The sequence below is a fragment of the Amycolatopsis sp. NPDC102522 genome (assembly GCF_055584485.1).
Window position 1 is genome coordinate 18175 of sequence record NZ_JBVJLY010000008.1, and the last position, 25955, is coordinate 44129.

17 protein-coding genes are annotated in these 25955 nt (G+C 70.1%); 6 read left to right on the forward strand and 11 right to left on the reverse strand.

Annotation, left to right across the window (positions count from 1 at the left end):
• Window positions 1-71: 71 nt before the first annotated feature.
• Entirely contained in the window at window positions 72-665 is a 594-nt protein-coding gene (locus ACZ6YV_RS20175; protein ID WP_465511047.1) for a TetR/AcrR family transcriptional regulator, read from the forward strand.
• 4 nt (window positions 666-669) lie between these two features.
• Here ACZ6YV_RS20175 and ACZ6YV_RS20180 read toward each other — a convergent pair whose 3' ends face one another.
• A complete protein-coding gene (locus ACZ6YV_RS20180; protein WP_465511048.1) occupies window positions 670-1077 on the reverse strand; it encodes a fumarylacetoacetate hydrolase family protein in 408 nt (135 codons plus the stop codon).
• Between ACZ6YV_RS20180 and ACZ6YV_RS20185 the strand changes: the two genes are divergently transcribed.
• Window positions 977-1186: a helix-turn-helix domain-containing protein gene (locus ACZ6YV_RS20185; protein WP_465511049.1), complete on the forward strand. Its 210-nt coding sequence runs from the start codon at window positions 977-979 to the stop codon at window positions 1184-1186. The two genes, ACZ6YV_RS20180 and ACZ6YV_RS20185, sit on opposite strands and share 101 nt — an antisense overlap.
• A 25-nt stretch (window positions 1187-1211) precedes the next feature.
• Here ACZ6YV_RS20185 and ACZ6YV_RS20190 read toward each other — a convergent pair whose 3' ends face one another.
• Both ACZ6YV_RS20190 and ACZ6YV_RS20195 read right to left on the reverse strand, forming a co-directional pair.
• Window positions 1212-1874, reverse strand: coding sequence for a Sua5/YciO/YrdC/YwlC family protein (locus tag ACZ6YV_RS20190; protein ID WP_465511050.1), 663 nt, complete (start codon window positions 1872-1874; stop codon window positions 1212-1214).
• Window positions 1871-3115 (reverse strand): 2-isopropylmalate synthase, encoded by a 1245-nt coding sequence (locus ACZ6YV_RS20195; RefSeq protein WP_465511051.1) that lies wholly within the window; start codon window positions 3113-3115, stop codon window positions 1871-1873. The genes ACZ6YV_RS20190 and ACZ6YV_RS20195 overlap by 4 nt, the downstream gene beginning before the upstream one ends.
• A 520-nt stretch (window positions 3116-3635) precedes the next feature.
• Between ACZ6YV_RS20195 and ACZ6YV_RS20200 the strand changes: the two genes are divergently transcribed.
• Window positions 3636-4214 carry an Imm10 family immunity protein gene (locus tag ACZ6YV_RS20200; protein WP_465511052.1) on the forward strand — a complete coding sequence of 193 codons (579 nt, stop codon included), beginning with the start codon at window positions 3636-3638 and terminating at the stop codon, window positions 4212-4214.
• 163 nt (window positions 4215-4377) lie between these two features.
• Window positions 4378-5268: a helix-turn-helix transcriptional regulator gene (locus ACZ6YV_RS20205; RefSeq protein ID WP_465511053.1), complete on the forward strand. Its 891-nt coding sequence runs from the start codon at window positions 4378-4380 to the stop codon at window positions 5266-5268.
• A 21-nt stretch (window positions 5269-5289) separates the two neighbouring features.
• On the opposite strand, the gene ACZ6YV_RS20210 is transcribed toward ACZ6YV_RS20205, so the two are convergent.
• From ACZ6YV_RS20210 to ACZ6YV_RS20245, 8 genes are all read right to left on the reverse strand, one after another.
• The gene (locus ACZ6YV_RS20210; RefSeq protein ID WP_465511054.1) at window positions 5290-6486 is read right to left on the reverse strand and encodes a cytochrome P450; all 1197 of its coding nucleotides are present in this window, start codon (window positions 6484-6486) and stop codon (window positions 5290-5292) included.
• Window positions 6487-6521: 35 nt separating this feature from the next.
• Window positions 6522-7781 (reverse strand): cytochrome P450 family protein, encoded by a 1260-nt coding sequence (locus ACZ6YV_RS20215; protein ID WP_465511055.1) that lies wholly within the window; start codon window positions 7779-7781, stop codon window positions 6522-6524.
• A 71-nt stretch (window positions 7782-7852) separates the two neighbouring features.
• A complete protein-coding gene (locus ACZ6YV_RS20220) occupies window positions 7853-8722 on the reverse strand; it encodes an acyl-ACP desaturase (protein WP_465511056.1) in 870 nt (289 codons plus the stop codon).
• A complete protein-coding gene (locus ACZ6YV_RS20225) occupies window positions 8719-9588 on the reverse strand; it encodes an SAM-dependent methyltransferase (RefSeq protein WP_465511057.1) in 870 nt (289 codons plus the stop codon). The genes ACZ6YV_RS20220 and ACZ6YV_RS20225 overlap by 4 nt, the downstream gene beginning before the upstream one ends.
• Window positions 9585-9860, reverse strand: coding sequence for an acyl carrier protein (locus ACZ6YV_RS20230; protein ID WP_465511058.1), 276 nt, complete (start codon window positions 9858-9860; stop codon window positions 9585-9587). Before ACZ6YV_RS20230 ends, ACZ6YV_RS20225 begins: the two co-directional genes overlap by 4 nt.
• On the reverse strand, window positions 9857-10387 hold the full coding sequence (locus ACZ6YV_RS20235) for a PaaI family thioesterase (protein ID WP_465511059.1): 531 nt from the start codon (window positions 10385-10387) through the stop codon (window positions 9857-9859). Before ACZ6YV_RS20235 ends, ACZ6YV_RS20230 begins: the two co-directional genes overlap by 4 nt.
• Window positions 10384-11253 carry a ferritin-like domain-containing protein gene (locus ACZ6YV_RS20240; RefSeq protein ID WP_465511060.1) on the reverse strand — a complete coding sequence of 290 codons (870 nt, stop codon included), beginning with the start codon at window positions 11251-11253 and terminating at the stop codon, window positions 10384-10386. The genes ACZ6YV_RS20235 and ACZ6YV_RS20240 overlap by 4 nt, the downstream gene beginning before the upstream one ends.
• Window positions 11250-12950: an AMP-binding protein gene (locus tag ACZ6YV_RS20245; protein ID WP_465511061.1), complete on the reverse strand. Its 1701-nt coding sequence runs from the start codon at window positions 12948-12950 to the stop codon at window positions 11250-11252. The genes ACZ6YV_RS20240 and ACZ6YV_RS20245 overlap by 4 nt, the downstream gene beginning before the upstream one ends.
• Before the next feature lie 330 nt (window positions 12951-13280).
• Between ACZ6YV_RS20245 and ACZ6YV_RS20250 the strand changes: the two genes are divergently transcribed.
• Window positions 13281-20069, forward strand: a complete 6789-nt coding sequence (locus tag ACZ6YV_RS20250; RefSeq protein WP_465511062.1) for a type I polyketide synthase — start codon at window positions 13281-13283, stop codon at window positions 20067-20069.
• Window positions 20062-25911, forward strand: a complete 5850-nt coding sequence (locus ACZ6YV_RS20255) for an SDR family NAD(P)-dependent oxidoreductase (RefSeq protein WP_465511063.1) — start codon at window positions 20062-20064, stop codon at window positions 25909-25911. The genes ACZ6YV_RS20250 and ACZ6YV_RS20255 overlap by 8 nt, the downstream gene beginning before the upstream one ends.
• Window positions 25912-25955 lie beyond the last annotated feature (44 nt).

Here is a 25955-nt window from a genome sequence, read left to right on the forward strand (position 1 = left end):
CGCTTGTGTTTACCTCTGAATTGACCTTAGCACCCGGTCAGTCGAAGTAAACACAGGCGTATACTTGCCCGATGGGAACGACACCTACGGCCGCTCGACGACAGGGACGTGGCGGCCGGGAGCGCATCCTGGCCGCGGCCGCCCGGTTGTTCGCGACTCAGGGAATCAACGCGACCGGCATGGAACAGGTCGCGGAAGAAGCGCCGGTCTCCAAGCGCACGCTCTACGTGCACTTTCGAACCAAGAGCGACCTGGTCATCGCACACCTGCAGGACCTCGCGTCGTCGGGCGCGACCCTGGAAAGCGGCTTGACCCGCGAAGACGTTCCCGCACGGGAGCGGATCCTCGGGCTGTTCAGCCGACCCTCGGCGACCACTTCTCCGGTACGCGGATGCCCGTTCATCGATGCCGCCGCGGAGTTCCCCGACGTGGAGAGCGCGGTCCACTCCTACGCCCGCGAGCAGAAACTGCGGATGGTGCAGCTCGTCTCCGCACTGGTGACGGAGCTGGGCTGCCGCGACCCCGGCGCGCTCGCCGAACAAGTGGTGATCCTCGCTGACGGGGCCGCCAGCCGGGCCATGGTGCTGAACGACCCCGATTACGGCAGGCATGGACGGGCGGCGGCGGAGATCCTCCTCGATCGCGCTCTGTCACGCGCGACCTGACCAGCTACTCCGCGTCGCCCGATACGAAGGTATGCCGCATTTCGCCGGTGCCGTCGATGCGGGTACGGACGACATCGCCGGCGGCGAGGTACCGGGGTGGCGTGCGCCCCATGCCCACACCGGCCGGAGTTCCGCCGGTACCGCGAGGTCGATCTCGTCGGGTGTCACCAGCGCGGGCCCGGTGGGGCCGAAGCCGGGGTAGCTCTTGCCGAGCGAGAACGGCGACCAGTTCGACCTCCCAGTCGACAGACGGCCCGCTGAGCACGATCCGGCCGTGCGGGCCGGTCAGTGAATCGGCGAATGACGGCGTCGTGCTCGTGCTCGCACGCGGATCCACCCCGCACGGCGGTCCATCCGTTTCCGGCACCGCAGGGCGCCTTCGTCCGCTGGAGCAGGCCGAGGTACGGGTCATCACCGACACGCTCGTCGAGTGCGGGGGCAACAAATCCGAGGTGGCGGCACGCCTCGGCATCTCCCGAGGCACGCTCTACCAGCGACTCCGCCGCTACCGCCTGAGGTGAGCCCCGTCAGACGCCGGGCCAAGGTTCAGGTCGCGACGTAGACGGCGCGCAAGCGCGCGAGGTAGGCCTCGGGCCCGCTGTATGCGCGGTCCTGAGCTCCAGGACGGGTATGCGCCAGCCCGTGGTTCCGGCTCACGCGCAGAGTGGTGGTCGCCGCGCGCCTGGCGACGGACGAGTCGTCGGAGGCATCGAGGACGTGGACTTCCTGCGGGAACATCGCGCGCGCCTCGGCGGAAGACGCCGCAGGCGGGTTCCCGGTCCGGTTGGCGCTGCTGACGTGCAGGTGCCCGACGCCGGTGAGGATCGGGCGCAGCGGATCCCAGCAGGCGCCGAACACGAGGGCATGACCGTCGCGGGTGGCCGGGAACGCCCAGTCCGGCACCCGGTCGGCCACCAGCGGCAGCAACAGTGTCAGCCGCTCCTTCACCAGCAGGTCACGGGCGAGGCCACGGGTGGCGTCGTCGAGGTCGAGTGCGACGGCGAACTCGGTCCAACGCTCGTCGTCGACCAGCCACAGTGCGACAGCCTGGTCCGCCGGGCGGCCTTTGGCGGTGTTGACGACCTCGGGCGCGGTCGCGGCGACCACGGAGGTCAACGGGTACGGATTGGGAAACACGACGGCCGAGCCCGCCCGCAGCGCGTCGGCGGCCGCGGCCAACTCCGCGATCGCCGGGTTCGACGGCGTCACGTCGCCGCCACCGGCGCGCTCGCGCGGAACGCGTCCACGAACCCGGCCAGGCTCTCGACCGGGATGACGGCTTCGTTGCGGCGGAACGCTTCCGCCTTCACCCACTCCAAGGCGGCCGCCGTCTCCGCGCGGTCGAGTACCAGCCCCGCGAGTTCGCCGACCGCGCGCAGGACCCGGGCGCTGGCGAGGTGGGTCAGCACGACGGCCGGCTCGATGCCCAGAATCGCGGGGTCGAAGGGCTGGAACGTTTTCGGCCGCACGAACGGCGTGCCGGTGGAGATCGTGCCGACCCCGGTGCCGACGATCGGCGTGGTCACGGTCAGCGGCAAGCCGGTCTCCGCCGACACCGAGCGGGCGATCGCGGGAATCCTGGTCAAGTCGGGCGCGGTGTGCCAGAGGTCGGCCTCGCCCAGCAGTTCGGCGGTGCGCTGGGCGAGCAGGAACAGGATCTGTTCGGTGGCGACCATGCCACTGCGCTCGGCGACGCCCAGCCACGAGCTCGACACGACCCGGACCCCGGCCCGGACCGCTGCCAGGGTGTTCGCCAAGCCGAGACCCAGGTCGTTGTGCAGGTGTGACGCCAGGACGACGTCCTCGCCCACCCGCTCGAGCAGGCCCTGGAACAGTGCGGCACAGCGCTCGGTGAGCAGATCGCCGGTGGTGTCGGCGATGACGATCACCCCGGCGCCCGCCGCGGACAAGGTGTTCGCGGCGTCGGCCATCATGTCGAGATCGGCGCGGGGCGCGTCGGCGAAACACACGTCCGGGATGACGCCGCTGTCGCCGTCGCGCACGGCGCGCACCAGCGAGACGGCGTCGGTGAGCGCTTCGGTCGCGGGGCGGTGGACCATCGCGTCGGCCATCTCGTCGGACGCGGGAACCACGATCATCACCCGCGCGTTCGGCGCACCCCGTACCGCGTCGCAGGCCTGCCGGACATCGTCGAGGGTGGCGCGGCAGACCGCGGCGGGGCTCACGGATCCGGCCGCTTCCAGCGCGACTCGGCGGGTGGCGGCGAACTCTTCCGCGCACACCGCGGGGAAGCCGGCCGCGAACACCACGTGCCTCGGCCCGTCGCCACCGAACACCAGGCCCTGCTCCCGAGCCAGCCGCACGCGAAAGTCCGCGCTCATCAGGGTCTTGCCCTGGGCGCCGTCGCGAGCCGACTCCTCCCACAACACCAACCGCCCGCCCAGCGCGGATTCCCTGACCAGATCCGGTGTACCCACCGTCGTGCTCATCCTCCCCCGACAGTCCGGATGTGTTCCCGGAACGAAGACAAAGTCAACTGGGCCGGAGAGGACCACGTCAAAGTGCCCATGCTCACAGCACGTGGCCGACGACCGGTGTTCTGGTGACGAATCGTGACTGTGTTGCGAGTGGCTCCACGAGAACCCGCCGGAAGATGGAGTCGTGCTCAGCGCTGCGTGATGGGGCTGCGGTGCCGGCGGCGCGTCTGGCGCGATCGTCAGCCGATCGGGCGATTCCCGTCCTCGCCGCCGGGACGAGCGCGACGCCGACGCGCCTGCGCGTTCCAATCTGCACCGATGGGAGCGGTTGCCCGACGGCCGTTCCGGGTATCAGAAGGATCATGTGGATGGTGCTGGTGATCCCGCTGCTGGTCATGTCGTTCGCGCTGCTGATGGAGCGTGTCGAAGCGAATATGCCCGAGCGGGATCCGAGTCGCGCCCCCGAACCCATCTGAGTCACCGCACGAAGCTACGGCCCGATCTCGACGCTGCCCGAAGCCGGTCAGTGCTGGTGGCACGACCAGCCGCCGATGGCCTGACCGGCCAGGTCGCCAGACAGGTAGTCGAAGAGGCGTTTGGACTCATGTGGGAGCTCGAACGCCCCTACGCTGTACCGGCTGGGGTGATCTGGCAGGGGTCTGGGACGTCGAAGGAGGAAGTGTCGGCAATGAGGTTGACCGCCGCAGAGGTCGGGTGCTTCGAGGATTACGAGGACGAAGAGGCCCTTGAAGTGGGCGTTACGGGGGTGGACGAGTCCGGCACCTCGAGATCGTTCTCGTTTCAGCGATCCACTTACGAACCAGATGAGCAGGAAATCCAGTCTGGAATGGATTCCTACAACGTTTCCACTGAGCGAGGCTTGACCGTATACGGCTGCCTGCGCAGTGCACGACTCTCCGACAGGGCTCTCACGCTGGAATTCTCCACAGAGGATGCAGAGATTCTTGAGATCTCGACGTCCGTTGAAGTGAACCTGAGCGAAGCGCAGGTGGATGAGGAAAATCTGTCTCGGAAGCTTCGTGAGATTCTGGACTGGGGCTCTCCTGAGAAGCGACCGGATTTGGTTGGCCTGGACGTCCAGGAGCGGTAGGCGCCGACTTTGGCCCATGGCTCCCGCTCATCCGATCGATGCGATCGCGGGGCGGGTCTTTTCCTGCCACGCCCCTGGGCACATGCCCCGTGTGAGGGGTGCGTAGCCGTCGGGGTACCAGCAGTACCTCCCTCCGCCTGCGGACAGTGCCTATGGTGAAGAGGTGACCAAGATCGATCTGCGCATCGAGATCAAGGAGTTCCTCAGCTCCCGTCGCGCACGGATCACGCCCGAGCGGGCCGGCCTGCCCGCCTACAGCGGCAACCGCCGGGTCAAAGGTCTGCGTCGCGAAGAGGTAGCTCTCCTGGCAGGGGTATCGGTCGACTACTACGTGCGCATGGAGCGCGGCAGCCTCGCCGGCGCCTCCGACGGGGTGCTCGACGCGTTGGCCTCCGCCTTGCAACTCGACGAGGCCGAACGCGATCACCTCTACCACCTCGCACGACAGTCCAGGACGCCCAGCGGCCCACGCCGTCGCCGACCCGCCGCGACAGTACGCCCGGCGCTTCAGCAAGTGCTCGACGCCATCACCGACGCACCAGCGTGGATCTGCAACGGCCGCTACGACGTGCTTGCCACGAATCACCTTGCCCGCGCGCTGTATTCACCGATGCTGGCCGACACGCGACGCCCGGCGAACACCGCACGATTCGTGTACCTGGACCCCGAAGCCGCACAAACGTTCTTCGTCGACTACGACCGAATCGCCCGCGATCTGGCAGCGAAGCTACGCATGGAAGCCGGCCGCAACCCGCACGACGAAGACCTCATCGCCCTCGTCGGTGAACTATCGACACGCAGCGAACTCTTTCGGCAACGGTGGGCATCCCAGGACGTTCGCCTCCACCGGTCCGGACGCAAGCGCCTGCACCATCCGGCAGTGGGCCGGCTCGACCTGGACGTCGAGTCGATGGAACTGCCCGCCGACCCTGGCCTGCTCCTGATCGTCTACACCGCGCCCACCGGCACCGCGACAGCGGACGGCCTGGCCCTACTGGCGTCGTGGGCGGCCGGCCAGGAGAAGCCGGCGACCGAGATTCAAGCACTCAGCTGACATTCCGGCTTCTTCAGTCCGTCAGCGGAGGAGCCGTAGCGGGAGCCGCTCGAGACCGCGGAAGCTCACGTTGGACCGCCAGCCGAGTTCCTCGCCGGACAGTTCCATCTTGCTGTAGCGCCGCAGCAGTTTCGTCAGCACCACGGCGGTCTCCATCTTGCCGAGGGCGGCGCCGAGGCAGTAATGCGGGCCGCCGCTGAAGGCCAGCGTCTTGATCCCGGTACGAGTCACGTCCAGGCTCTCGGGGTCGCTGTACCGTGCCGGATCCCGGTTCGCCGCCCCGAACAGCAGCATCACCTTGGCCCCCGCGGGGAGTACCGCGTCGTCGAGCACGACCTCTTCGTGCAGGAGCCTGGAGACGATCTGCACGGGTGCGTCGTACCGGGCGATCTCCTCGACGGCGCCCGGCATCAGCTCGGGGTTCTCGCCCAGCAGTTGTAGCTGATCGGGGTGGCGCAGCAGTGCCAGCACCCCGTTGCCGACCAGGTTCACCGTGGTCTCGTGGCCCGCGACGAACAGGAACAGCACGTTGGCGATGATCTCGTGGTCGGTCAGGCGCACGCCGTCGACCTCTGAGTGCACGAGCAGGGACAGGATGTCGTCGGTCGGCGCGGCCCTGCGGCGGTCGAGCTCGCCGGCGACGTACTCGCGGAACTCGGTCTCCGCCCGGTTCATCTCGGCGACGTCGTCCGCGGTGATCGACGGGTCGATCACGCGGCTGATCTGTTCGGTCCACTGCCGGCACTGGACCCGGTTGTCGGTGGGCAGGCCGAGCAGTTCACAGGTCACGGTGACCGGCAGCGGCAGGGCAAGGCTTTCGATCAGGTCGGTCTCGCCATCGCCCATGGCGTCGAGCAAACGGTCGGCCTCCGCGGTCACGCGTGGCCGCAACCGCTCGACGGCACCGCGGGTGAACACTTTGCCGAGCACACCGCGGATCCGCCGGTGCGCCTGCCCATCCAGCATCAGCATCCAGTTCCGCACGCTGCGCACGAGCGGGCTGTCCAGTCCGCCCCTGCGTTCGGCCCAGACCTGGTTTCGGTAGAACTCGCTGGAGACCCCCGGAGCGCGCAGCACAGCGTCCACGTCCGCGTAGCGAGAGAGCACCCAGTAGCCGAAATGGGACTGGTGCACGGGATCGGCCTCCCGCAGGCGGCGGTAGATGGGGTACGGATCTGTCCGCACCGCGGGATCGCGTGGGTCGAAGAGCGCGGTCATGTCCGTCCTGTCCTGTGTCGGTCGGTGTGCCCCGCTCATCCGTCCGTGCTGACCGGAAGGGCAACGAGTCCACGGAGGAGGATGCTGTTGTGCCAGCGCAATTCGCCGGGGTCCACCGCGAGGGTGAGGCGGGGGAACCGGTCGAGCAGTACGCGGAAGGCGACTTCTCCCTCGATCCGGCCCAGTGCCGCGCCGAGGCAATAGTGGACGCCGTGACCGAACGCGATGCTGCCGCGTGTCGACCGCTCGATGTCCAGCTCGTCCGGCCGCTCGAACCGGCCTGGATCGCGGTTCGCCGAACCGATCGCCAGCAGCACGATCTCCCCTGCCGGGATCGTCGTGCCGCCGATGGTCACCTCCTCGTCGGTGAACCGCATGGTGCCCGTGGTGACCGGGCTCTCCAGCCGGAGGAACTCCTCCACCGCACCGGGCAGCAATTCCGGGTTCGCCCGCAGCCGCGTCAACTGTTCCGGGTTGCGCAGCAACGCGAGCGCTCCGCTGCCGATCAGATTCACCGTGGTCTCGTGCCCGGCGACCAGCAGCAGGGAGGCCATCGCGGTGGCCTCGGCGTGCGTGAGGCGGTCCGCGTCCTCGTCCGGGGCCAGGATCTCGGAGAGGATGTCCGCGCCCGGATCGGCCACTTTGCCCGCGACCAACCTGTCGAGGTACTCCTCCATCGCCTCCGTCGCCACCAGTTTCTCGTGCGGCGACGCGGTGGACAGCATGGTGCGCGACCAGCCGCCGAACTCCGCACGCCGATCGTCGGGAACACCGAGGATCTCGCAGATCACGGTCGTCGGCAGCGGGAAGGCGTAGTCCTCGATCAGGTCGACGGACGGCTCCCCGGCCGCGAGCCTGGCCGCCATCGCGTCGGCCAGTTCGGCGGCCAGCGCCTCGATCCGCGGGCGCAGCAGAGCGGCGGCCCGCCCGGTGAACGCCTTGCTGACCAGCTTCCGCAGCCGGGTGTGCTTGGCCCCGTCGGAGTGGAGCATGTGGTCGTGCAGTCCCATGTCGAAGGCGTCGGCGTCCTCGGGGATGCCGGCGGCACGACGAAGGATCCGGGCCAGTTTCGTGGCGTCCTTCGCCAGCCGGGGATCAGCCAGCCCGGCGCGGACGTCGTCGTACTCGGTGACCAGCCAGACCGGCGGATTCATCCCCATCCGCACCTTGGTCACCGGGCGCCGCGCGCGCAGCAGTTCGTACATCGGGTACGGGTTGTCGGTGAAGCTTCCGTCGAGGACGACGACGCCGTCGTCGATGTCGAGCACCGCACCGGCCGGTCCTGGCTTCCCCACCGGGCATGAAGGTGTTGGCATGGCGACGGTTCTCCTCGGGTGGTGGGTGTCGAGACGGGCCGGGGCAGGACTCAGATCGCGCGGATCCGATGCACGAACTCGGTCAGGTCCACCGCGGCGGCCCGGCCGCCGGCCGTAGCGAAGTCGGTGACCAGGCGCACCAAGGACTCGTACGCTTCGGTGTGGTCGTACGAGGTGGCATCGGTCACCTTCATCGACCACCGCCAGTACCCGTTGAGCGTGTCCGCCAACGGCATCCGGAAGGTGGCCAGCACGTCCTTGAGGTCGTGCACCGTCGATTCCAGCCCGTGCCGTCGGACGTAGGCGCCGACCAGTTCGCTGTAGAACGCGAAGTGCCGTGCCTCGTCCCTGGCCAGCCGGTGCAACAGGTCACGCAGCACCGGCTCCTTGGCGACGGACTTGAACCGCTGGTAGAACAGCTGCGTGGCCTTCTCCTGCACCAGGGTGTAGGTGAAGGCCTGCACCGGCGTCTCGTAGGGCAGCGCGAACTTCTTGCGCCCCTCCTCCGCCAGTTCCCACATCAGCGTGTCCGGATCGCTGATACCGGCTTCGATCTGGTACCTGGTCAGCACCGAGGCGTGCCGCTCCTCGTCGTTGGCCCAGGAGATCAGGAAGCGGAAGTACTCCCGGTTGAAACAGAACTCCTCGATGGCCTGATCCCCGTCGGCGACCGGGAACGCCTGGAGGAAGTAGGTCAGGTAGCCGGGTATGTGGTCCTCGATGAAGGTGATGAACTTGACCACCGAGCGGTCGGTGTCGGTGAGTTCCTCCGGCCGCAAGGAGGTCCACGGCAGGTCCTCGATGGACCACTGCTTGGTTCCTGCCCGGCTGACGGCCTTCTGCGTCAGCTCGCGCATCTGCGCGGGCTCGATGGTCAGGGGTGCCGGTGGTGTCGCCTGCCCGGCGAAAGGGTCGTTCACGGTGCCTCCGCCGGCCCCATCCGGGATTTCAGCGCGCTGAGCGCGTAGTGCTTGGTGGTGTAGCCCCAGCCCGCGTTGGCCGTCTGCAGATACCGGATCAACGGTTCGCCCATCCCGGGCGCCACCTCCTCGACGCGGTCCCAGGCGGCCTGCGCGCGCTCCTCCCACTGCTCGATGGTGCGGTGGTAGTGCGCGGTGAGGTCGGTGAGCCCGGTGAGGCTGAACCCGGCCGACTCGATCGCCGCCACGAGCGCCGAGACCGGCACCATGTCGGCGAACCCGAAGATGGACTCGGTGACGTGCACCGTGCCCGGTCGCCGGGAGAACTCCCGGTAGGTCGCGTCGTCGCGGAAGCAGCTTTCGGACAGATACAGCGATCCGTTGCGCCGCAACAGACCGTGCACCTTGCGCAGCACCTGCGTCCGGTCCGGCATGTGCACGATCGAACCGAGCATGGTGACCGCGTCGAACTTCCCGGCCACGTCGAGTTCGCCGAACGAGCCGGACCGCAGTGTCACCAGGTCGGCGACACCGGCCTCCTCCGCCCGCTGCCTGATGTACTCGGCCTGTGGCCGGGATGGGGTCACCCCGGTGGTGTGGCAGCCGTATTCCTTCGCCATGAACAGGATCAGGCTGCCCCAGCCGCAACCGACGTCGAGCAGTTGCTCGCCGCCGCGCAGTCCCAGTTGCCTCGCCACGAAGTGCAGCTTGTCCGTCTGCGCCTGGTCCAGGTCGGTGGTGGTGTCGGAGTAGAGCCCCGCGCTGTACTTCAGCCGCCGGTCGAGGTAGAGCTCGAACAACTCGGCAGGCAACTCGTAGTGTTTGTTGGTCGCCTGGTAGGCCTCCTGAGGAGTCAGCGCGGTCATGACGCCGCCAGGTCCCCGCCGACGCTCTTCTCCACCATCAAGACCAGCTCGTCGACGGTCTTCACCGCGAAGATGGCCTCGTCGTCGAACTCCACGTTCCAGCGACGCTCCAATTTGGACACGACGCGCAGCATCTTCATGGAGTCGGCACCGGGGAGCTCCCTGAGCACGTCGGCACCGCCGATCCCGGCGGCGGGGATCTTCAGCTCGGTGGCGAGGTACTCGGTGGTGACCGAGACGATCTGCTCGCGGCTGACGGACTCGCTGGTCATGACTCTCCAGTTCCATGGTCGAAGTAGTGCCGGACGCGGCCGAACGTGGCCTCGTCCAGTTCCATCAGGTTCCTGGCCTGCTCCGAGCGGATCGGCTGGAAGGTGCCGCCCGCCATCACGTGCAGCTCGCCGTCGGGCCCGGTGATCTCGGCCTCGGTGTGCAGCACCCCGTTGCCCTGCCCGGTGATCCGCGCCGTGGTCAGGTACGGCAGGCCGACCCGCAGCGGCAGCAGCATCTTGCTGCGCAGCGTCACGGAGAAGGCGAGCATCCCGTGTACCAGCGCCAGGGTGTCGCCCATCACCTCGTCGAGAAGCACCTGCACGATGCCGCCGTGCACGATCCCCGGGTACGAGGCGTAGTCCGCGGAGAACACCGTTTCGGTCGCGTAGTCCCCATCGGGCAGCCGCCGCATCTTCAGCTTGAGCCCGACCGGGTTACGCGGGGAGCAGCCGAAGCAGTTGAACGACGGTTCGGCGTGCCAGGGGAACTCGACCTCCTCGCCGGTGGTGTGCGCGGCGATGCTCATACCGCGACCTCGGCCTTGATCGACTCCTCGGCGATGGCGCGCCGGACGTCGGCCATCTTGGTCAGCTTGTAGCCGGTGAGCGCGGAGAAGTACTTGAACAACTGCTCGCAGCATTTGGCCCATTCGCTGCCGTCCTCGTCGACCTCGGCGAAGTAGGCGAACATCTCGTCGATGGTCTCGTGGTTCGCCAGCTCGGGCAGGTTGCCCTTGAACCGGCTGACCGGGTGGCGGTACAGGTCGCGGGTGGTGCCCATGTAGATGTACAGGGTCTCCACCACCGACGCGCACTCCTCGGGCCTCTCGGCCAGCTGCTGGGCGGTGTAGTGCACGAACTCGCGCGCGTGCCGGGCCTCGTCGCCACTGGCCTTGCGCAGGATCGCGGCGAGCACCGGCTCCTTCATGCTGCGGGCGACGCATTTGTAGGCGTGGGTGGCGAGCACCTCGCAGATGACGTTGGTGGCCAGCGTGGCCGCCTTGGTCACGCCGGGCGGGTACGCCTCACGCATCGAGGCGATCGTGCGGTGCTCGATGCTGTGCCCGGCCAGCTGCAACCAGGTCGAGAAGGCCAGGTGGTGCTGGATCTCCTGGTAGCCCCAGATACAGGTGAACTGGGAGAAGTCGTAGTCCATGCCGAACTCGTTGAGCAGCCCGTGGGTCGCGGCGACCACATTGGACTCACCGACGATCGCGCCCTTGGCGAACACGATGTGCTCCGGCAGCACCAGATCCGGCCGGAACTCGTCCCACGGGATGTGGTGCAGCTCCCAGGTCGCGTGCTGGTAGCCCGCGAAGATCCGGGCGCTGTGCATCTGCTCGTCGGCGAGCAGCGGAACCCCGGCAGGGGAGGTCGTCGTCTTGCTGTTCAAACCCGTTCTCCTTGGTCGGCGACGGCGGGGGTGGGGAACATGCCTTCGGTCTCGCCGGAGGTGACACGCCGGGCGGCCAGCACCCGCTGCCATTTGCCGCTGGTGGTCCGGGGGATCCACCTCGGCTTGACCGCGTAGACCGCCACTTGGGCCAGATCGAGTTCAGCGGCGACCCGCCTGCGGACCTCCTCACGCACCGCGGCGGGGTCCTCCCCCGTCTCCACGATCACCCCGATCCGCTCGCCGCCGTCGGCGCCCGTGTCGGAGAAGGCCACGCAGCGACGGCGGTAGACCCCGGGTACCTCGCGGGCGACGGTCTCGACGTCGTCCGGGAAGTAGTTCTGGCCGTGCACCACGACCATCTCCTTGCGCCGCCCGGTGACATACAGTTCGCCGTCGAGCTGGAAGCCGAGATCTCCCGTGCGTAACCAGCCGCGGTCGAACACGGCGGCGGTCGCGTCGGGGTCGCGGAAGTACCCGGTGGTCACCGACTCGCCGCGGATCTGGATCTCCCCGAGCGCGCCGTCGGCGACCACCGAGCCGTCCTCACGCACGACGCGCAGGTCGACGCCGTGCACCGGACGGCCCACCGAAACCACCGGCTTGGCCGCCGGCGCGGTTTCCTCCACCGGGCGCACGTCGCCCGTCCTGGCCAGTTCGTCGCGGTCCACCGCGCGGAGATGTGCGTTGGCACCGGGATCGGGGAAGCTGATCGACAGGGTGGCCTCGGCCATGCCGTACACCGGGAACATCACCGAGGCGGCCACCCCGCTGGGCGCCAGTACCTCGGTGAAGCGCCGCACGGTGGCCGCGCTGACCGGTTCGGCGCCGTTGAACGCCAGGCGCCAGCGGGACAGGTCCACCGCGGCCAACTGTTCCGCCGACACGTTGTCCAGCAGGTAGTCGTAGGAGAAATTGGGGCCGGTCAGCACCGTGCCGCCGTGCGCGGCGAAATGCTCCAGCACCTTGCCTGGCCGCCGCAGGAACGTGGTCGGGGCGAAGACGTGCACGTCGGCACCGTTGAGCAAGTGCGACTGAAGGCCGATCAGGCCCATGTCATGGAAGGTCGGCACCCACTGCACGAACACGTCGTCGGGGCTGAAGCCACCGGAGACCACGCAAGCCCGCAGCCCGGCCATGGTCGTGCGGTGCGGCAGCATCACTCCCTTGGGCAAGCTCGTGCTGCCCGAGGTGAACTGCACGATCGCCAGCGCGTCAGGGTCGACGGTGGGCAGGGCCCGCTTTTCGCCGGTGCCGCTGGGCGCGGGCGGAAGCAGCAGGCTCACCTCGGTGCCCAGCGCGCCGAGTGCGCTGCCGAGGTCCGCGTGGCCGGCGTCCAGCACGATGTGGCGCATTCTCGCGGCCACGGCGATGCGGGACAGCCGTCGAGCGGTGCCGTGCACGTCGCCGAACCCGGCCTGGACCGGCAGCACGCTGACGGCGGCACCGGCGCGCCAGAGCCCGTAGATCGTGGTGAGGAACCGGGCGGCGGCAGGCACCAGCACGCCGACCACGTCCCCGGGGCGTACCCCGGAGCGCAGGAACTCGTGCGCCGCGGCGGTGGCGGCCAGATCCAGCTCGGCCGCGGTGATCTCGTCGCCGGCGGTGGGGAACCTCGCGCGGGAGCCCGGGGTGGCCTTCGCCAGCCGCGTGAGGCTTTCCTCCAGGGTGCTCCCGTCCAGCAGAGCAGGTCGCATGGGATTTCCCTCAGTGGCAATTGATATCGATGTCAATTGATGGATTCGAAAGTTCGGCTCGGATTCCGTTTGCCAATGCCACACCGTAACCCCGCTCGGCGACGATTCATAGAGTCGACCCGCGAGATTAGGGGTCGCCTGAATACAACCCCTGTTCTCGACAATCGCCCCCTAGCGCAAATGGATGATCTTGACAGGGTTTACGCGAGCTGACTACGTTCAGCGAACCCCGTATTCCGCAAATGGCATCTCTTGGGCATGTCCCGGTATTCTTCCGATCGGACTTTGCCGAGATCGCGCCGGGTGAATGACGACTGGACGGGCGGTTTCATGCAGTTCGACAGCACCACGAATTCCTCCTCGGTCGCGCTGGTCGGTTTGTCGCGCGCGCCCTTGTCCGTGCCGCCTGCCGTGGTGGCGCGACAGGCGCTGGAGAATGCCGGTATCACCCCGGAATCACTGGCCGGCGCAGCCGTAGGCGTGTTCGCCACAACGCAGGCCGAACCGGTCGCGGCGGAGTTCGGCCTGCTGGGCCCCGTGGTGACGGCGGAAATCCAGTCCGCAGCCCTCCTGCACCTTTGCCTCCAGAGCATTCACATGGGTGAATCAGCGCTCGCCATCGCCGGAGTGGTTTCGCCCGGCGACTGTGCGTTTCTGGTGCTGAAACCGATTGCCTCCGCGATCGCGGACGAGGACCCGATTCATTGCGTGTTCGACGGGAGCGCGCTGGGCAGGGGCGCCGTCGTACAGCTGGCGTGCGAGCGAGCCGGGGTGGACCCTGGCGAGGTCGACCCCGTCGACGAGGACGACGTGGTGTCGGCACTGTTCGAGCCGCCCGCCTTGCTCGGTCGCGGGCAAGACCACCGGGTGCCCATCGTGTTCAGCTCGGCCGACGGTGCCGGGACCGCCTGCGCGCTGGTGCTGTCCGAACCGCCCGCCCGGACGCGACCGCCCGAGCGCCGCGCGGTGCCGGTCCTGCCGCTGATGCTGTCGGCCGACAGCGCGGAGAGCCTGCGCGGCAAGGCGGAGACCCTGCGCGCCCACCTGGACGGGTCTGCCGAGCCGGACCTGCTCGACACCACACACACGCTGGCGCTGGCGCGGTCACACCTGCCGCACCGGGGCATCGTGCTGGGCGAGGACCGGGCGGAACTCGTCGCGGGCCTCGCCGAACTGGCCGACGGCCGGGCAGGTGCGGCAGAGGCCGGGACCGGGCGCAAGGTGGCGTTGATGTTCCCCGGCGAAGGCGGACAACGGCCGGGGATGGGCCGCGAGCTGTACCCGCTGTTCGACGTGTTCGCCGACGCGCTCGACGAGGTGTGCGACCACTTGGACGCGGCGTCCACCTGGTCGGTGCGCGACCTGCTGCTGGGCGACCGCGGCACCGAGGTGGCGCCCGCCGACGAAGCGATGTACACCCAGGACGCCCTGTTCGCCCTGCAGCTTGCGCTGTTCCGGCAGTTCGAGCAGTGGGGCGTTCGCCCGGACTTCGTGGTCGGCCACTCGGTCGGGGAACTGGCCGCGGCCACCGCGGCCGGGGTGTACTCCCTTCCGGACGTGTCCGCGCTCCTGGCCGAGCGGGTCCGGTTGTTCCGGCACCGGACACCTGTCGGCGGCGCCATGGTGGCGCTGCGGATCACCGAGGCCGAAGCACAGGAGTCGCTGACCGGGCTGACGGAGCTGGCGGCGATCTCCGCGGTCAACTCACCCGACTCCGTCGTCGTCTCCGGCGACCGCGACACCGTGCTGGGCATCGCCCGGCTCTGGGCCGACCGTGGGCGCAAGGTCAAGCAGCTGCCGGTGGACCGGGCCTTCCACTCCCCGCACATGGCCGCGATGGCAGGCGAATTCGAGCAGTTCGCGCGCGGCCTGACCGCCTACCCGCCGCGTATCCCGATCGTCCCGGTGCACACCGGGCTCGGGACCGATCCCGGTGTGGTGTGCCTGCCCGAGTACTGGGGCGCCCAGGTACGCGGCACCGGGCACTTCTTGAACTGCGTCACCACCCTGGCGGCCGCCGGCGTCGACACCTACGTCGACATGAGCGCGAACGGGGTGCTCGCGGCACTGGTCGAGGAGACCCTGCCCGGCGTGGCCACCGGCGACCTGCTCGTCACCGCCGCGCTGCGCGGTGGCCAGTCCGACCTGCGCGCGGTGCTGGGCACCCTCGGCGAGCTGCACGGGCACGGGGTGCCGGTCGCCTGGCCGGAGGTGCTCGGCGACTGGGGCGGCCGCCGCGTGCACCTGCCCACCGAGGTCGCCGAACCCACCGGCGCCGTCGCCACGGACCTCCCCCGGCTGATCCGGGCCGAGACCGAGTCGCTGATCAGCGGCGGTTACCGGCCGGACCGGACCTTTTTCGAGCTGGGCATGGACTCGGTGAGCGCTGTCGAACTGGTCAACCGGCTGCGCAGGCGGACCGGGCTGAAGATCGCCACGACCGCCCTGTTCGACCACCCCACGCCGAACCAGCTGACCGCGCACCTGGACGGCAGCGCGCCGAGGCCACCGGCCCTCGTGCGCCGCCGTGCAGGTTCGGACGAGCCGATCGCCATCGTCGGCATGAGCTGCCGCTTCCCCGGCGGCGTGCAGTCCCCCGAGGACCTGTGGCAGCTGCTCACCGAAGGCGGCGACGTCATCACGCCGATGCCGACCGATCGCGGCTGGGACCTGGAGACGCTGTACGACCCGCAGCGGCAGCGGCCGGGCACCAGCTATGTGCGCGAAGGCGGGTTCCTGCACGAGGCCGCCGAGTTCGACGCCGCGTTCTTCGGTATCGGCGGCCACGAGGCCCTGGAAATGGACCCGCAACAGCGCTTGCTGCTGGAACTGTCCTGGGAGGCCTTCGAGCGGGCCGGCATCGACCCGGCCACGTTGCGAGGCAGCGACACCGGGGTCTACGCGGGGCTCACCCACAGCGAGTACGGCATCGGCCCCGGGCACGCCGGAGCCGCCGAGCGGCCGAACCTGGCGATCGGGACCGTGTCCAGCGTGGCCTCCGGCCGGATCTCGTTCACCTTCGGCCTGCAGGGCCCCAACCTGTCGATCGACACGGCGTGCTCCTCCTCCCTGGTCGGCGTGCACCTGGCCGCCGCGGCGCTGCGCCGGGGCGAATGCTCGCTGGCGCTGGCCGGAGCGGTGACCGTGCTGGCGTCGCCCTTGGTGTTCGTGGAGTTCAGCAGGCAGGGCGGGCTGGCGCCGGACGCGCGGGCCAAGCCGTTCGCCGAAGACGCCGACGGCACGGCTTGGGCCGAGGGCGGCGGCATGTTCGCGCTGGAGCGGTACTCCGACGCGCGCCGGAACGGCCATCCGGTGCTGGCGCTGATCACCGGGTCCGCGGTCAACTCCGACGGCGCCAGCAACGGGCTCACCGCGCCCAACGGTGCCGCCCAGCAGCAGTTGCTGTCCACCGCGCTCGCGGACGCCGGGCTGCGACCGTCCGATGTGGACGTCGTGGAGACGCACGGCACCGGGACGAAACTGGGCGACCCGATCGAGGCGGGCGCGCTCCTGGCCGCCTACGGCGCGCACCGGCCGCCGGGCCGGCCGCTGCTGGTGGGCTCACTGAAGTCCAACCTGGGGCACACCCAGGCCGCCGCCGGGGCCGCCGGCCTGATCAAGATGGTGCTGGCCATGCGGCATCGCACGGTCCCGGCCACCGTCAACGTCGAGACGCCCAGCTCGCACGTGGACTGGGCGGCCGGGCTGCACCTGGTCACCGAACCCACGCCGTGGCCGAACCGGGGACCGATCCGGCGGGCCGGTGTCTCGTCCTTCGGTATCGGCGGCACGAACGCCCATGTGATCCTGCAACAGCCCCCGGCCGAACCGGACGGACCGGCGGCCCCGCCGAGCGAACTCCCGCTGCTGTGGACCGTCTCGGGCGGTTCGGAGACGGCACTGCGCGCGCAGGCAGCCCGGCTGCTCGCGCACTGCGACACCTACCCCGGGGCCGATGTGCACGACCTGGGTTTCTCCTTGGCCACGACCCGTTCCGCGCTGACCGACCGGGCCGTGCTCACCGGCGGCGACCGCGAACAGCTCGGCCGCGCGCTGGCCGCGCTGGCCGCCGGCAGAACCGATCCCGGTCTCACCACGGGGGTGGTGGCCGAGGGCGGTCTGGCCTTCCTGTTCGCCGGGCAGGGCAGTCAGCGCGCCGGCATGGGCCGTCTGCTGCACGAGCGGTACCCGGTGTTCGCCAAGGCCTTCGACGAGGTTGGCGCGGAGTTGCGGCCGCAGGTACGGGCCGCCGTCTTCGGCACGGACCAGGAAACCCTGGACCGGACGGAGTTCGCGCAGACCGGGCTGTTCGCGTTCGAGGTCGCACTGTTCCGCCTGCTGGAGAGCTGGGGCATCCGGCCGGACCTGCTGCTGGGGCACTCCGTCGGTGAACTGGCCGCCGCCCACGTGGCCGGGGTGCTGTCACTGCCGGAGGCCTGCCGTCTGGTCGCGGCGCGCGGTTCGCTCATGCAGGCGTTGCCACCTCACGGGGCGATGTACGCGGTGGCGGCCTCGGCGGACGAGGTCGAGCACCTGCCGGCAGGGGTTTCGCTGGCGGCGGTCAACGGCCCGCGTTCAGTGGTGCTCTCGGGAGCCGAGGACGCCGTCGCCGCGGTGGCCCAGACCTTCCGCGCGCAGGGGCGCAGGACCAAGCGCCTGCGCGTCAGTCACGCCTTCCACTCCGCGCTGATGGCTCCGATGCTCGACGAATTCCTTTCTGTGGCAAGGAGCCTGAGCTACCGGCCGCCCCTGATCCCGATCGTGTCCGGCTTGACCGGCCAGGTGGCCACCGAAGAACAGCTGTGCTCTCCGGAGTACTGGGCGGACCACGTGCGTGGCACGGTCAGGTTCGCCGACGGGGTGCGGACCCTCCACGACCGAGGGGTGAGCACGTTCCTGGAACTGGGTCCGGAGACCACGCTGACCGAGATGACCGCGGACTGCCTCGGTGAAGCCGCGGACACGGCCGTGGTCCCCGGTCTGCGGGACGCGGACGTACTCGCCGCCGTGGCGGCACTGCACGTGCGGGGACAGGGGCCGGATTGGTCGCGGTGGTACGCGGGCAGCGGGGCACGGCGGGTGGACCTGCCGACCTATCCCTTCCAGCGCAAGAGGTTCTGGCTGCTGCCGGAGGCGACCTCGCAGTCCCGCTCCCCGGATTCGGCGTTCTGGGACGCCGTGGCGAGCGGAGACCTTCAGCGTCTCGGCGACCTGCTGGGCACCGGCACCGAGCCGAAGGTCACCGAACTGCTGCCCGCGATGGCGCGGTGGCGGCGTGAGAACGACCAGACCGCCGCGACGGATCGGTTGCGGTACCGCATCTCCTGGCAGCCTGTGGCAGGACAGGTCGCCCGCAAGCGGAACTGGGTCGTGGTGCACGCCGCGGACCTGCCCGTGCCGGAACCCGTCCGCGCGGCGCTCGGGGCCGTGGTGCTGGGCGTCGGCGCCGATGCCGGTCGTGCGGAAATCGCCGAACTGCTCGCACCCATCCGGGATGGCGAACCGATCGACGGAGTGCTGTCCCTGCTGGCACTGGACGAACGACCGCACCCCGCCGTCGCCGGGGTGCCCGCCGGGCTCGCCTCGACCACGGCGCTCATCCAGGCCATGGGAGACCTCGAACTCGACCTGCCGTTGTGGTGCGCGACCCAGTCGGCGGTGTCCACCGGGCACGGCGATCGGCTGGGCTCCCCGGTACAGGCCATGGTGTGGGGCCTCGGCCGGGTCGCGGCGCTGGAACATCCGGCACGGTGGGGCGGCCTGGTGGATCTTCCGTCCACTTTGGACTCTGCCGCGAGCGAACGGCTGGCCGGAGTGATGTCGGCGACGGAGGATCAGGTCGCCGTCCGCGCCTCGGGCGTCTTCGCCCGGCGTATGCTGCACGCACCCGCCGGTCCCCGCGAGAAGGCGACACCGCGCCGCTGGCCGCGCCGTGGCACCACCCTGATCACCGGCGCTTTCGGCGCGCTGGGAAGGAAGTTGGCGCGCTGGCTCGCCGCCGAGGGGGTGGAACGGCTGCTGCTGACCGGCAGGCACGTCGACGACCCCGAGTTCCTCGCCGATCTGACCGTGCTCGGTGCCGAGGTCGAGGCTGTCGCCTGCGACGTGGCCGACCGCGACGCCATGGCCAGGCTGCTCGCGGCGATCCCGGCGGACCGGCCGTTGACGGGAGTCGCGCATACGGCCGGGGTCCTCGACGACGGTGTGCTCGACGCGCTGGACCCGCGGCGACTGGCCGTGGCCCTGCACGCCAAGGTCGAAGGTGCCCGCAACCTCCACGAACTCACCAGCGGGCTGGAGGCGTTCGTGCTGTTCTCCTCCGCCACCGGCGCGGTGGGCAACGCGGGCCAGGCCAACTACGCGGCGGCCAACACCTATCTCGACGCGCTGGCCGACCAACGGCGTGCCGACGGGCTCACCGCCACCTCGCTCGCCTGGGGACCGTGGGGCGACGGCGGGATGGCCGTGGACGGGGCGGGCGCGGAGGCCGTGGGCACCAGGCTGCGACGCAACGGCATGACCGTGCTCGACCCCGACCTCGGCATCGCCGCACTGGCCACGGCCTTCGGTCGCGAGGAGTCAGGTCTGGTGATCGCCGACGTGGACTGGGACCGATTCCTCTCGGTCTTCGCCACCAACCGGCACAGCCCACTGCTCGCGGAGCTGCCGGAAGCCCGCCAGAGCAAGGCCGCCGAGCCGCAACCGGAGGCCTCCTCACTCGTGGCGCGCCTGGCCGGGATGCCCCAGTCCGAGCGGGTCCGGGTACTGCGCGAACTGGTGTGCCGTCAGGTCGCCACGGTACTCGGGCACGACTCGGTCACCCAGGTTCAGCCGGGCAAACCCTTCCACGAGCAGGGACTCAGTTCCCTGGGCATCATCGAGCTGCGCAACCAGCTGCGGGCGCAAACGGGGTTGCGGGTGCCCGCCACCGCCCTGTTCGACCATTCGACGCCCACCGCCCTGGCCGGGTATCTGAACACCGAGCTCACGCCGAGCGCGCCACCGGCACCACCCCGGCCCGAACCGGTGGCCGAGCCCGCGGCCGCCGACCTCGACGACGTGCTCGGCCGGGCCGAACGGGAAATCTTGTTGGCAGCGGAGGGTCTCCTCGATGGCTGAGGACAGCAAAGTACTCGACACCCTGCACCGCCTGACCACGGCGCTGCGGGACACCAGGGAACGCCTGCGGGCAGCCGAGGCAGGCACCCGTGAGCCGATCGCCATCGTGGGGCTGGGGTGCCGGTTCGCCGGCGGGGCGACCGACCCCGATGCGCTGTGGCGGCTGCTCGACGGCGGCCACGACGCCACCACCTCGTTCCCCGCCGACCGCGGCTGGCCGCAAGGACGCACCGGCGCCGGCGGGTTCCTGGCCGACGCGGCCTGGTTCGACGCCGGCTTCTTCGGCATCGGCCCGCACGAGGCACTGTCCATGGACCCACAGCAGCGGCTGATGCTGGAGATCTCCTGGGAGGCGCTGGAACGGGCCGGAATCGACCCGACCACCCTGCGTGGCTCCCGAACCGGGGTGTTCACCGGGACCAGCGACCAGGACTACCGGCGGCTGATCAGTGCGAACGTCGACGAATTCGCCGACCACGTGGCGACCGCCACCGCGGCGAGCGTGCTGTCCGGGCGGGTCGCCTACCTGCTCGGGCTGGAAGGGCCGTCGGTCTCGATCGACACCGCGTGCTCGTCCTCGCTGGTGGCCCTGCACCTGGCTGTGCGGTCGCTGCGCGCCGGGGAATGCGACCTCGCACTGGCAGGCGGCGCGGTGGTGATGTCCACGCCCGGCGTGTTCAATGCCTTCCGGCACCAGGGCGCGCTCGCGGCGGACGGCCGGTGCAAGGCGTTCGCCGAGTCCGCGGACGGGGTCGGCTGGGGTGAAGGCGCCGGTGTGGTGGTCGTGGAACGGCTCTCCGACGCCCTCGCGGCCGGGCACCCGGTGCTCGCCGTGGTGCGGGGCAGCGCGGTCAACTCCGACGGTGCCTCCAACGGGCTGACCGCGCCCAACGGGCTCGCGCAGCAGCGGGTGATCCGCGACGCGCTGGCCGACGCGGGGCTGCGCGGCCAGGACGTGGACACCGTCGAAGCGCACGGAACGGGCACCCGGCTCGGCGACCCGATCGAGGCATCCGCTCTGCAGGCCGCGTACGGCCGCGACCGGGATACTCCGCTGACCCTCGGCTCGATCAAGTCCAACATCGGGCACACCCAGGCCGCCGCCGGGGTCGCCGGGGTACTCAAGATCGTGCTCGCGCTGCGCAACCGGACCTTGCCCAAAACCCTGCACGTGGACCAGGCGACGTCCCAGGTGGACTGGCGCGGCGGCGGGGTCGACCTGCTCACCGAGAGCCGCCCCTGGCAGGCGGCCGACGGCCGTCCCCGTCGCGCGGCGGTGTCCTCCTTCGGTATCAGCGGCACCAACGCGCACGTGATCATCGAAGAGGCTCCACCACTGGAGGCGACCGGAACTCCCGAGGCGGAGCAGTTGCCGTGGGTGCTCTCAGCCCGTACCGAATCCGCTCTGCGGGCAAGGGCCGGGCAGCTGCTGTCCCATGTGGACGACAGGGATCCGGTGGCCTTGTCGCACGCGCTGATCACCTCACGCAGCACGTTCGATCGCCGTGCCGTGATACTCGACGCCGATCCGCGAACGGCGCTGACCGCGTTGAACCGGGGCACCGCGGCACCGGGTCTCGTCACGGGCACGGCCGATCTGACCGGCAAGGTGGTGTTCGTCTTCCCCGGCCAAGGCGGCCAGTGGGCAGGCATGGCCGGTGACCTGCTGGAGACCTCGCCGGTGTTCAAGGAGCACGTCGAGCGCTGTGCTCGCGCGCTGGCGCCGCACCTCGATTGGGACCTGCTGGCAGTGCTGCGGCAGGAGCCGGACGCGCCGTCGCTGGACCGGGTGGACGTGGTGCAGCCCGCGTTGTTCGCGGTGATGGTCTCGCTGGCCGCGCTCTGGCGCGCCGGCGGTATCGAACCTGACGCGGTGGTGGGGCACAGCCAGGGCGAGATCGCCGCCGCCCACGTCGCGGGCGCACTGTCGCTGGAGGACGCCGCGCTGGTGGTGGGCCGGCGGGCGAAAGCGCTGACCACGTTGTCCGGCCGCGGCGGTATGGCCTCGGTGGAGCTGTCCGCCGACCGGCTCCGCCCCCTGTTGGACGAGCGGCTGGCGATCGCCACGGTGAACGGACCGGAGTCCTCGGTGGTCGCCGGGGACATCGAGGCGCTCGACCGGCTGCTGACGGATCTGGCCGGATCCGGGGTCCAGGTCCGGCGGTTGGCTGTCGACTACGCGTCCCACTCCCCTCAGGTCGAGTCGGTCCGCGAACGGGTGCTCACCGAGCTGGCCCCGATCTCACCCCGGCCCACCGCCATCCCGTTCCACTCCGCCGTGACCGCGACGGTGCTCGCCGGGCCCGAACTGGACGCGGGGTACTGGTACCGCAACCTGCGGATGCCCGTGCATTTCGATGCGGCCCTCGCCGGGCTTCCGGTGCCGGAGCACACTTTCTTCGTCGAAGTCAGCCCGCACCCCGTACTCGTCCACTCGGTGCTGGCGGCCGTCGGCGACCGGGCCGTGGTCACCGGGACGCTGCGCCGCGGCGAGAACGGCCGCGACGCCTTCCTCGCCGCACTCGCCGAACTCCACGTCCGCGGTCTTGGCCCGAAGTGGACCGCGTGGGCGGGCCGGGAGACTCCGGGTTTCACCGAGCTGCCGACCTATCCCTTCGAACGCAAACGGTTCTGGGTCACGCCGGGAGAGACGCGCGACAGTGGGCATCCGGTCCTGGACGCGCCTGTCGAGCTGGCGGGCACCGGCGAACTGGTGCTGACCGGCCGCCTGTCGGTGACTTCGTCGCCATGGCTGGCCGATCACCGCGTACTGGACGAGGTGATCCTGCCCGGCACCGCCTGGCTGGAATTCGCCTTGCGTGCCGGGACAGCCGCGCAGTGCCCCATGGTCGAGGAACTGACCCTGGAACGGCCACTGGTGGTGCCGGACGACGCGGCCGCCATCGTCCAACTGCGGGTCGGCGCGCCCGACGGCACCGGACGGCGAGGCCTGCAGCTGCACGCCAAAGTGGACGGTGGGAACTGGGTGCACCACGGCGGCGGGACGCTGAGCCCTGAACGGATCGAACCGGCCGCGATCGACGAGTGGCCACCCGCGGGTGCGGAACCTGTCGCGCACCAAGGTATCTACCCCGCCATGGTCGAGCGCGGGCTGCACTATGGCCCCACGTTCCAAGGGTTGCGCGCGGTTTGGCGGCGTGACAAGGAAGTCTTCGCCGAAGTGGACTGCCCGGTGGACGAGCGGGGCTTCGTGATCCACCCGGCGATGCTGGACTCCGCCCTGCACGCCCTCGGGTTCGATGGTTCGGCACCCGTGACGGACGGACCGGTGTTGCCGTTCGTCTGGGCCGGGGTGAGCGCGCATGCCACCGAACCGGCGATGCTGCGCGTACGGCTGCAGGGCTCGGCGGACGAGTCGGTGCGGCTGAGCGTGACCGATGGAGCGGGCGCACCGGTGCTGTCGGTGGATTCGCTGGTGCTGCGACCGGCCGTCGCGCACCGTGAGGCCCCACGGGACGCGCTGTTCCGGAGCAGATGGGTCGAGGTGCGCACCGCTGTCAGCACGGCCTCGGAAGTCGTCGTCACCGTCGGAATCGAGACCGGCCAGTTCCCGGTTTTCCCTGATCTGGACGCGCTCGAGAACGCGGTCTCCGGTGGTCTACCCGTGCCGGACGCGGTGCTCATAGCCGGTGCCGAAGGTGCGCTGCGGGAGTCTGCGCATCGCGCGCTGTCGCTGGCTCAGTGGTGGACGACGCGTCCGGAGTTCGCCGCGTCCAGGCTGGTGTTCCTCACCTCGGGCGCGGTGGCGGCCGTGACCGGCGAGGATGTCAGCGATCTGGCCGGCGCGGCTGTCACCGGTCTGGTGCGCTCCGCCCAGACCGAGGAGCCCGGTCGGTTCGTGTTGCTGGACGCCGACGAGATCACCCCGTTGACGATCGCGGCCGCGCTGGCCGCCGACGAGCCGGAGCTCGCCCTGCGCGGCGGCCGGGTGCTGGCGCGCCGCCTGGTGCGAGTCGTCCCGCCCGCCCCGGCGCGGTTCGCCGATGCCGACGACGTCGTGCTGATCACCGGCGGCACCGGCACCCTCGGTGGGCTGCTCGCCCGGCATCTGGTCACCGCGCACGGGGTGCGGCGGCTCGTACTGCTCAGCCGTGGTGGCCACGCGCCGGAACTGGTGACCGCGCTCGCCGAGCTCGGTGCCGTCGCGACCACGGTCGCCTGCGACGTGACCGACCGGACGCACCTGGCCCGCGTGCTCGCGGACCATCGGCCGACGATCGTGGTGCACGCGGCCGGGGCACTGGACGACGGCGTGATGCTGACCATGACCGGGGACCGCCTGGACACGGTCATGCGGCCGAAAGCGGAAGCGGCCATCGCCCTCCACGAGCTGACGAAAGCGCTCCCGCTCAAGGCGTTCGTCCTGTTCTCCTCCGCCGCCGCCACCGCGGGCAGCGCGGGCCAGTCGAACTACGCCGCGGCCAACGCCGTACTCGACGGGCTCGCCCACCACCGTCGCAGCCAAGGCCTGCCGGCGATCTCGCTCGCGTGGGGCCTGTGGGCCGAGCGCAGCGACCTGACCAGCCACCTCCGGACGTCGGTGGACATGCTGTCCACCAAGGAGGCGCTTGCCCTGTTCGACGCCGCGGTGTCCCTCACTGACCCTGTGCTGGTGCCCGCCCGCCTCACGCTGGACGACGCCGACGACCGGCACCTGCTGCGGGAACTCAGGGACCGGCCGGACACCCCGGACCGGCCGCGCCCGCTGCTCGACCTGCTCAGCGGGCCGGACCGGGAGCGCGCACTCCTCGACCTGGTGCTGGACAAGGTCGCGCTGGCTCTCGGCCACGTCGATACCGCGGAACTCGACCGGCACGCCGGGTTTCTGGAGATGGGGGTGGACTCACTGGCCGCGGTCCGCATCCGTAACCACTTGGCCGAGGCGCTGGGACGGCGGCTGCGGGCGACCGTCACCTTCGACCACCCGACCCCGGCGATGCTGGCCAAGTATCTGGCGGAGCTCATGGGCAGGGGCGAAGACGACGTGGTCCAGGACGAGGACCGGGAAGACTTCCGGCAGCGGTTTATGCGCATCAGGGTCTCAGGCTGGGAAAGGAACCGCACCTTTTTCGGCTCGCTGGAACAGCTGCCGCATCCGGCCCGCCCGGTCCGGCTGGCCAGTGGCCCCGGGCGACCGGCGCTGGTGTGCGTCCCCGCCATCACCGGACAGGCCGATCCGGTGCAGTATTCGCGCCTGGCCAAGGCTTTCCAAGGTGAACGGGATGTCTGGTCGCTCCGGCAACCGGGATTCCGCGGCGATGAGGCACTGCCGAAGACCCGGGAGATGCTGCTGGCGGCACACGCCGCCAGCCTGCGTGCCGAGCTGGGAGATCAGCCTTTCGTTTTGACCGGTCTGTCCGCCGGCGGCCTCGTCGCCCACCTGCTCGCGCAGCACCTGCACGAACAGGGCACACCGCCTGCCGGAGTGGTGGTGCTGGACAGTTATCTCCCCAGCGAGTACGAGCGGCTGGTCCGTCTGCTGCCGGGTCTGGGTGACGAAATGCAGCTCCGGATGGCCGACCCGAGCTATGTGGTGCCCACCAACGACAGCTGGATAACCGCGATGCTGCACTACGGGACCTTCGACTGGACGCCGGACTACCTGCCGATCCCGGTGCTGTTCGTGCGCGCGGGCGACCCGGTGCAGGACTGGCCCCCTGACTGGGAACCGGTATGGCCCTTCGAGCACACGGCCGCCATCACCCGTGGCAACCACTTCACCATGATGGAGGAGCACGCCCCGCATACGGCGGCGCTGATGAACGACTGGATGCGCGGCACCTTCGACGGTGGTTCGTCGCAAGGGCGCGTGGGTCGCTGAGCTCACCCGGCATGCTCGACCTGTCGAAATGGCCGGCCGGCAGC

Bases quoted from the DNA above. Each gene is read 5' to 3' on its own strand.
- ACZ6YV_RS20245 (WP_465511061.1), bottom strand. From the start codon at position 12,950: ATGCGACCTGCTCTGCTGGACGGGAGCACCCTGGAGGAAAGCCTCACG.
- ACZ6YV_RS20210 (WP_465511054.1), bottom strand. From the start codon at position 6,486: ATGACCGCGCTCTTCGACCCACGCGATCCCGCGGTGCGGACAGATCCG.
- ACZ6YV_RS20180 (WP_465511048.1), bottom strand. From the start codon at position 1,077: ATGACCCGTACCTCGGCCTGCTCCAGCGGACGAAGGCGCCCTGCGGTG.
- ACZ6YV_RS20230 (WP_465511058.1), bottom strand. From the start codon at position 9,860: ATGACCAGCGAGTCCGTCAGCCGCGAGCAGATCGTCTCGGTCACCACC.
- ACZ6YV_RS20255 (WP_465511063.1), top strand. From the start codon at position 20,062: ATGGCTGAGGACAGCAAAGTACTCGACACCCTGCACCGCCTGACCACG.
- ACZ6YV_RS20195 (WP_465511051.1), bottom strand. From the start codon at position 3,115: ATGAGCACGACGGTGGGTACACCGGATCTGGTCAGGGAATCCGCGCTG.
- ACZ6YV_RS20175 (WP_465511047.1), top strand. From the start codon at position 72: ATGGGAACGACACCTACGGCCGCTCGACGACAGGGACGTGGCGGCCGG.
- ACZ6YV_RS20250 (WP_465511062.1), top strand. From the start codon at position 13,281: ATGCAGTTCGACAGCACCACGAATTCCTCCTCGGTCGCGCTGGTCGGT.
- ACZ6YV_RS20225 (WP_465511057.1), bottom strand. From the start codon at position 9,588: ATGACCGCGCTGACTCCTCAGGAGGCCTACCAGGCGACCAACAAACAC.
- ACZ6YV_RS20235 (WP_465511059.1), bottom strand. From the start codon at position 10,387: ATGAGCATCGCCGCGCACACCACCGGCGAGGAGGTCGAGTTCCCCTGG.